The 7,777-nt window shown below is 65.1% G+C and carries 8 protein-coding genes and 1 pseudogene; 8 read left to right on the top strand and 1 reads right to left on the bottom strand.

The window, feature by feature from the left end; all coding sequences use genetic code 11:
* Both MWU77_RS24230 and MWU77_RS24225 read left to right on the top strand, forming a co-directional pair.
* The coding region (locus MWU77_RS24230) for a hypothetical protein (RefSeq protein ID WP_247275003.1) at positions 1 to 1,154 on the top strand (1,154 nt) is incomplete at its 5' end.
* Between the two features lie 383 nt (positions 1,155 to 1,537).
* Positions 1,538 to 1,852 carry an N-acetyltransferase gene (locus tag MWU77_RS24225; RefSeq protein ID WP_247275002.1) on the top strand — a complete coding sequence of 105 codons (315 nt, stop codon included), beginning with the start codon at positions 1,538 to 1,540 and terminating at the stop codon, positions 1,850 to 1,852.
* Between the two features lie 267 nt (positions 1,853 to 2,119).
* Here the strand turns inward: MWU77_RS24225 and MWU77_RS24220 are convergent, their stop codons facing one another.
* Positions 2,120 to 2,320: a hypothetical protein gene (locus MWU77_RS24220; protein WP_247275001.1), complete on the bottom strand. Its 201-nt coding sequence runs from the start codon at positions 2,318 to 2,320 to the stop codon at positions 2,120 to 2,122.
* Positions 2,321 to 2,486: 166 nt separating this feature from the next.
* Between MWU77_RS24220 and MWU77_RS24215 the strand changes: the two are divergent.
* The 6 genes and pseudogenes from MWU77_RS24215 to MWU77_RS24190 all read left to right on the top strand — a co-directional run.
* A pseudogene (locus MWU77_RS24215) lies at positions 2,487 to 2,678 on the top strand (aldehyde dehydrogenase family protein); the annotation flags it as partial.
* Positions 2,679 to 2,811: 133 nt separating this feature from the next.
* Entirely contained in the window at positions 2,812 to 3,924 is a 1,113-nt protein-coding gene (locus tag MWU77_RS24210; RefSeq protein ID WP_169689919.1) for an NDMA-dependent alcohol dehydrogenase, read from the top strand.
* Between the two features lie 122 nt (positions 3,925 to 4,046).
* Complete coding sequence (locus MWU77_RS24205; RefSeq protein WP_169689918.1) at positions 4,047 to 4,316, top strand: GlsB/YeaQ/YmgE family stress response membrane protein; 270 nt, start codon at positions 4,047 to 4,049, stop codon at positions 4,314 to 4,316.
* 149 nt (positions 4,317 to 4,465) lie between these two features.
* The gene (locus MWU77_RS24200; RefSeq protein WP_169689917.1) at positions 4,466 to 5,326 is read left to right on the top strand and encodes a CoA ester lyase; all 861 of its coding nucleotides are present in this window, start codon (positions 4,466 to 4,468) and stop codon (positions 5,324 to 5,326) included.
* A gap of 5 nt (positions 5,327 to 5,331) precedes the next feature.
* Positions 5,332 to 7,278 carry an acetoacetate--CoA ligase gene (locus MWU77_RS24195; RefSeq protein WP_247275000.1) on the top strand — a complete coding sequence of 649 codons (1,947 nt, stop codon included), beginning with the start codon at positions 5,332 to 5,334 and terminating at the stop codon, positions 7,276 to 7,278.
* A 65-nt stretch (positions 7,279 to 7,343) separates the two neighbouring features.
* Complete coding sequence (locus MWU77_RS24190; RefSeq protein WP_169689915.1) at positions 7,344 to 7,691, top strand: hypothetical protein; 348 nt, start codon at positions 7,344 to 7,346, stop codon at positions 7,689 to 7,691.
* Positions 7,692 to 7,777 lie beyond the last annotated feature (86 nt).

The raw sequence follows: 7,777 nt of genomic DNA, 5'->3' as shown, positions 1-7,777 counted from the left end.
AGTATAGGACCGAACCGCGGGACTACGCCGCCGAGGGTCTACTGGCCGGGGACTACGGTCCCGCCGTGGAAGGCCAGCGTCTCGCCGAGTACGTCATCCACCCTCACGCCATCGACCCTGCCTTGACCACTGTCAACGGTGTCGGGGTCACCGTCGACGGTACCGATGGTTTCCTGCGTTACGATGCGAAGGAGGCAATCGAACCGTTCGGGCTCATCAGTGGTTTCCACAGCTTCCGCCGCACCCCCGACCACTCCCGGCAACTCGGCATTGCGGTGTGGCGTTTTCCCACCGAACAGAACGCCGGCAGCGCCACGCAGGTCCTCCACGACACCCTTCTCAGTCGGTATGACGTCACCGATGGTCTGTCCCTGGGGCCGGAAACCTCGGTCGCATTACCACAAGTCCCAGGAACTCTCGCCAGCACGTACCGGCACGAGAAGTCCTATCTTCCCGGAGAGACTCACACGGTCAGGACATTCACTGCGCGGGGAACGTTCGTGATTTACACCCAAGTTGACGAGACGGTCACCGACGACGAGGACCCGGACACAACGTGGGCCACCGACACCACCGTGCGTGCCGTGCAGCAGCAGCAAGTTCTGCTCGATCGGTTCCCGGCCACCGCCACCGAACAGATCGCCACTCTGTCGATCGATGTCGACAAGGTCCTCGGCCGCGCCGTCGGGTTCCTCGACAGTGAACCCGCGTACTACTCCGACGCTGCGGTCTACGGGCCGGCAGGATGGTTGCACTTCGCCTCCCATCCGGCCCGCACCCGCGCCGTGTTCAAGGGCACCGGCACCGATCGAGTCGCCATGCTCAATTCGACCGTCTACCGCACCGGTAGTGACGAGGGTGCACTGACCCTGCGAGACGAGTTCGCCGAGATCACGCTCGAGAACTATCCGGACTTGATCGAAGACGCTTCGGCTCCGCAGAACGTGCCCGGCACCACCTGCTGGACCGGTGATGTCGCGACCGGCCGGATGTCGGTGTGCCTGATGGTGTACGGCCGGTACATGGCCGAGCTGTCCGGGCGTCGGCCCCTCGACGACATCTCCCCCGATACACTGGGCACCTTTCCTCAGCGTGTGGCCGCGCAGTACACCAAGTTCGTTCGTGCCGAAGAACTGGGCCTGGGTGAGAACTGATCCTGGCCCCGGGGGCGTCTGCGCCAGGAGCGGGCTTCGGGTGTTGCCGCTGTTCTTCGGGACCTTGCCAAAGCTCGGTATGTCGTGCGGTGCGGATCCATCCGGCCGCAAGGAGGTTCAAGTAGAAGAGGTCCCCCGGGTGCCGCTCGGGGCCACGGTCAACGCGGGTTCGCTGCATCGATATCGTGCGTCCGCCGGGCCGCTCCCCGGAATCCGAATCCGACGCGGCGTCATCCGCAATTTACTGAGGAGAACCCATGACTGTGGAAATCGAGCAGGTCAGCGACGTCACCGAGGAGATCTCCGCCGCCTTCGCGCGTCTGATTCCCAACTGTCGAGCTCCGCCGCACCGGTGAGGTCGAAACACTCCGCAACGTCGTCGGGTGCCCGGCGAACACACTCTTCGTCGCCCGGCTGGACGGTCGCGTCGTCGGCACCCTGACCCTGGTGGTCTTCCCCATCCCGACCGGAGTCCGGGCTGGATCGAAGACGTGGTGGTCGACGCCGAAGCACGGGGGCAGCAGGCCGGTGCCGAGCTGACCCGCGCCGCGCTGGACCGGGCAGCCGAACTCGGCGCGCGGACGGTCGACCTGACCTCGCGTGCCTCGCGGGAGGCGGCCAATCGCCTCTACCGCCGGCTCGGCTTCGAGGCGCAGGACTCCAATGTCCTCCGGTACACCCCGAGCGACCGTGCCTGATCGCCGATCGGAGGGTCTGCCGCCCACCAAGGCCGCGGCGCCGCCATCGGGTGTCTGGGAATTACATCTAGGTAGCAGATCGGCTGCCGGAACCCCCCGATGTGGATGCCCGAGTCGGTGGCTGGTCTGATTCGTTTACGGGTCATCGACGAGCGCGATCCTGCCCTGATTGAAGTGATGCGCTGGTCTGGGAGGACGACTGAATTGCCCGGCGGTACAGCGGCTACCGACGACGGCTCCTGCTATTGGTCCTGGTTACATTGCTCTTCACCTGTGACCACGACTCTGTGCGCCGCACCGCGCAGTGTGCAGTTGCTGGACGACGTAGTCGAGCCGGTCCAGATACGCCGTGATCTCGGGGTCTGTGGGCAGGTCCGCGAGGACGGCGGGATCTGTGTCGACGTGCAGACCGCGAGCACGTGCATCGGGCGCCCGGGGGAGCGCGACAGCGGCGGGTACAAGGTTCATGCCGCGGCGCGGCTCGGCATCAGTCGCACCACGCTGTACAGCAGGATCAAAAGGCACTCGGCATCTTCTGACGCCTGGCGTGCCCTGGCGAGTGTCCAAACCTTGGACAGTTCGAAGACACCCCTCCGGATATGTGACTCGTGTCACACTACTTCTGGAGGTGCGTATGTCTGCCGTAGCCGAGTACACCGTCGCCCCGCGTGTCCGAGAGTTCCTTTCCGCTACCCACGATCCCGCTACCGGCGAGAAGCTCGTGGACGTCGCTCACGGCGGCGCGGAGGACATCGACCGTGCTGTGCGCGCGGCCCGCTCCGCGTTCGATCGCGGCCCGTGGCCCACGATGAACGAACGCAGCCGAACGTGAGCGGACGGAACTCGGCGCGAGCGCACTCGATCTCTACACGCAGACCGAAGCCGTGAACATTGTGCTCTGAATCCACAGGCTCTGACCGCATATGCACTGAAACAACAGCGAGACAACGGAGGACGAGATGAAGACGAAGGCCGCAGTACTGCTCGAAGCGGGCAAGCCGTTCGAACTGATGGAGCTCGAACTCGACGGGCCCGGCCCAGGCGAGGTCCTGATCAAGTACACCGCTGCGGGCCTGTGCCACTCCGATCTGCATCTGACCGATGGAGACCTCCCCCCGCGCTATCCGATCGTCGGCGGTCACGAAGGATCCGGCATCATCGAGGAGGTCGGACCCGGCGTCACCAAGGTCAAGCCCGGAGACCACGTGGTGTGCAGCTTCATTCCCAACTGCGGAACGTGCCGATACTGTTCCACGGGTCGTCAGAACCTGTGCGATATGGGTGCCACCATCCTCGAGGGATGCATGCCGGACGGATCCTTTCGCTTCCATTCGGGCGGAACCGATTTCGGTGCCATGTGCATGCTGGGTACGTTCGCCGAGCGGGCTACGATCTCGCAGCACTCGGTGGTCAAGGTCGACGATTGGCTCCCACTCGAGACGGCAGTGCTCGTCGGTTGCGGTGTGCCGTCCGGGTGGGGCACTGCGGTGTATTCGGGTGACGTGCGTGCCGGCGACATCGTCGTCATCTACGGCATCGGCGGTCTGGGGATCAATGCCGTCCAAGGCGCGGTCCATGCAGGAGCGAAGTACGTCGTGGTGGTCGACCCCGTCGAGATGAAGCGCGACGCGGCGCTGAAATTCGGAGCCACCCACGCGTTCGCGACCGCGGCGGAAGCTGCGGAAAAGGTCAACGAGTTGAGTTGGGGACAGGGTGCCGACGCTGCGCTGATCCTGGTGGGCACGGTCGACGAGGAAGTCGTGTCAGCGGCGACGGCGGTCATCGGCAAGGGCGGCACCGTCGTGATCACCGGCTTGGCGAACCCCGAGAAGCTGACCGTCCACGTGTCGGGCACCGATCTGACACTGTTCCAGAAAACCATCAAGGGCTCGCTGTTCGGATCCGCCAACCCGCAGTACGACATCGTGCGGCTGCTGCGCCTCTACGACGCGGGACAACTGAAACTCGACGAGTTGATCACCACCCGATACACCCTCGAAGAAGTCAATCAGGGCTACCAGGACCTGCGCGACGGCAAGAACCTGCGTGGAGTGATCGTCCACGCATCGTGAACGGACTCCGGCCGCGCAACGTTCGGTGGACGATTTCCGGAATTTCACTCGTAGAACCACCCGGGGAGAACAAACTGGCATACAGTTCGTCGCGGCAAGATCGTTTACGAGAGGAGCTCCCGATGGGAGAAATCATCGGCACCATCATCTTCGGTGCGGTCATCGGTGTGCTGGCCCGACTCGTGATCCCGGGCAAGCAGGCCATGGGTTGGATCATCACCATCATCATCGGCATCGTCGGTGCCTTGATCGGTTACTGGGTCTGGGGCATGATCGCATCCGAAGGCAACACGGACACCGGCGGAATCGACTGGATCCGGTGGATCATCAGTATCGCGGCCGCAGTCGTCCTGACTCTGCTCTACACATCGATGACCAGGGCGAAGAGTTGAGCCACTACTCCTGACAACATCGAGCCGATGGCCTCGCCCTTTCGGGCGGGGCCATCGGTCGTTCCATCACTCGCGACGAAACGGTGACCGGACAGGCCGGGCGCGGGATGATCGGAAGTGGACGAACCGTGCACGAGGAGGTCGACCACATGAGCGTGATTCCGGGACCGGCGTGGTTGTTCTGCCCGGCAGATCGGCCCGAGCGCTACGGCAAGGCCGCCGCGACCGCAGATGTCGTCGTCCTGGATCTCGACGACTCGGTTGCACCCGCCGACAAGGACTACGCTCGCCGGTCCCTTCTCGACCGGTCGCTCGATCCGGCGCGCACGGTCATCCGAGTCGGTCCGTCCGGCACCGACGAGCATCACCGCGACCTTCGCGCCCTCGCCGACACCCCGTACACCCGGGTGATGCTCGCACGATGCGAATCACCAGAGCAGGTAACGGCGCTTGCCCCGCTCGAGGTGGTCGCGCTCGTCGATTCGCCACGCGGCGTACTCGCGGTCGCCGAGATCGCTCTGGCGATGGGCACCATCGGTGTCATGTGGGGTGCAGAGGGGCTTGCCGTCGCGCTCGGCGGACAGAGCATCCGGCACGCGGACGGCACCTACCGCGACGTCGCAAAGCATGTCAGGTCCTCGGTGTTGCTCGCGGCCAAGGCGTACGGCCGCTGGGCACTGGACGCTGCCCATCCCGACATCGGGGACCATTCCGGACTCCGCAGCGAGACTCTCGATGCGGCCGCCGTCGGTTTCGATGCGAAGGTCGCGATCCACCCCGATCAGGTGGGCGTCATCCGCGCCGCATATGCGCCGAGCAGTGAGTCTGTCGAGTGGGCTCGCAGAGTCCTCGCGGCCGTACCCGAGTCGCGAGGCGCATTCCGGTTCGAGGGACAGATGGTGGACGCGCCCGTGCTACGTCACGCCGAACAGATCCTTCACCGATCGGTGGAGGCCCGCGCCAACGATTACCGATCGGATCGTACCGAGGTCGAGCCGGAACGGAGGTGACGGTGATGATCCGGCCACAGTGGGTGCCCACCGAGGTGGACTCCGCGGAAGCCAGGGTGACGGCATTCGGCCGCTTCGTCGAACGACGACACGCCGTGCAGCTGCCGGACTACGACACACTCTGGCAGTGGTCGATCGACCATTCCTGCGAGTTCTGGCAGGCCGTGTGGGACTGGTTCGACATCCGCGGGGGCACCGACCCCGGACGTGCACTCGCCGATGCCACGATGCCCGGAGCAGTGTGGTTTCCCGGGGCCCGACTGAACTACGCTGCGTACGTCTTCCGCAATGCTCGCGAGGATCGCCCGGCGATCGTCCACATCGACGAGGACGGACAGCGTCGAGAGACGAGCTGGGCACAATTGCACCGGGAGACCGCCGCCCTCGCAACCACACTCCGTGAGTGCGGGGTCACAGCAGGCGACCGGGTCGTCGGCTATCTACCCAACATTCCCGAGGCGATCGTTGCACTGCTTGCCACCGCAGCAATCGGTGCCGTGTGGTCCGCCTGCGGGCAGGACTACGCCGCCCCCGGCGCGCTCGATCGGCTCGGCCAGCTCGAACCGAAGGTCCTCGTCACCGCGGACGGCTACCGGTACAACGGCCGTCGACATGATCGGGTCGCCGAGGTCGCGTGGTTGCGTGAACACATGTCCGGCCTCGAGATGACGGTGCTCGTCGCCCGCAGCGAGACCTCCGGCGACACCTTGCTCGACCCGGGCATTCTCACCTGGGAAGAGGCAACCGCAGGCGAACATGAACTCGAGCCCGTCCCGGTGCCGTTCGACCACCCGCTGTGGACGGTGTTCTCGTCCGGCACCACAGGCCTGCCCAAGGGCATCGTGCACGGGCACGGGGGAGTGCTGCTCGAGCATCTCAAGGCACTGTCGCTGCATCTCGACATCGGTCACCGCGACACATTCTTCTGGTACACGAGCCCGAGCTGGATGATGTGGAACTTCCTCGCGGCGGGACTACAGGTCGGCGCCACGATCGTCTGTTACGACGGAGCACCGTCCTACCCGGACGTCGACCGGCTGTGGCGGATCGCGGCCGACGAACACGTCACCGTCTTCGGGACGAGCCCCGGCTACGTCCTTGCGTGCATGAAAGCGGGCATCGTCCCGCGTCGAGAACACGACCTCTCCGCTCTCCGCGGGGTCGGTGTCACCGGCTCGACATTGCCGCCGACATCCTCGCTGTGGCTGGGCGAGAACGCGGGTGAGCGGGTCCAGGTCATGTCCATCACCGGCGGCACCGACGTGGTGTCGGCGTTCATCGGATCGGTCCGGACCGTGCCGGTGTGGCCGGGGGAGCTGTCGGTGCCGTGCCTCGGCGTCGCCGTCGATGCCTTCGACGCCGCGGGCCGTCCCGTGCGCGGCGAGGTGGGCGAGCTCGTGGTCACCGCGCCGATGCCGTCGATGCCGGTTCGGTTCTGGAACGATTCTGATGGCACCAGGCTCCGCGAGGCGTACTTCTCCGTCTACCCGGGTGTGTGGCGGCACGGAGATTGGATCTCCATCACCGAGCGCGGCTCTGCCCTGATGCACGGGCGTTCCGATGCGACGCTGAATCGGCACGGGGTCCGGATCGGTACGGCCGACATCTATCAGGTGGTCGAAGCCTTACCGGAGATAGTCGAGGCGCTCGCGCTGGGAGTCGAGCGGCCCGACGGCGAATACTGGATGCCCCTGTTCGTTGTCCTCGCCGACGGGGTGACCCTCGACGAGGCTCTTCGCGAGCGGATCCGGGGTGAACTCCGGGCTCGGGTCTCGCCCCGACATGTACCGGACGAGATCCTCGCCGCACCAGGCGTGCCGCATACCCGAACCGGTAAGAAACTCGAGGTTCCGATCAAACGGATCCTGCAGGGAGCCGACACCGCGGCGACCGTCGAGCGAACCGCGATCGACGTTCCGGAACTCCTCGAGTGGTACCGCGATCAGGGGTGAAGTACACCACGTCGTGAGTGCTGCCTTACTGGACAGGTAGCGCCTGAAATGTTCGGATTGCGGCCATGGACGTCGCCATCGATATTTTTCTGATCCTGCACTTCATCGGCCTCGCCGGAATCATCGGCTCGTGGCTCGCGGTCATCAAGGAGCCGCGTGTCGTGATGGGCATGCTGCACGGTGCGATCCTTCAGGTGGTGACGGGTCTCGCTCTCGTGGGTCTCAACGAGGCGAACGATGCAGACGTCAACCACATGAAGATCGGCATCAAGCTGGTGATCGCACTGGTCATCCTCGCCGTCGCGATCATCGGTGTGAAGAAGGAGAAGCAGACCCCCGGCTCGACCGCTGTGCTCGCGCATACCGCGGGTGGACTCGGCATCCTCAACGTGATCATCGCAGTCGTGTGGTGATCCTTCTCTCATCGTTTCGGCGGCGACCTCGTGTCCGGCGCGCGACCGCTCGTGTGCTGGTCCGAACCCTGTAGATTGGGCCGGTG

Source organism: Rhodococcus sp. F64268 (assembly GCF_023015605.1).
GTDB lineage: Bacteria > Actinomycetota > Actinomycetes > Mycobacteriales > Mycobacteriaceae > Rhodococcus.
The sequence above is the reverse complement of the archived record's forward strand: the minus strand, read 5'-3'. Positions and strand labels throughout refer to the sequence as shown.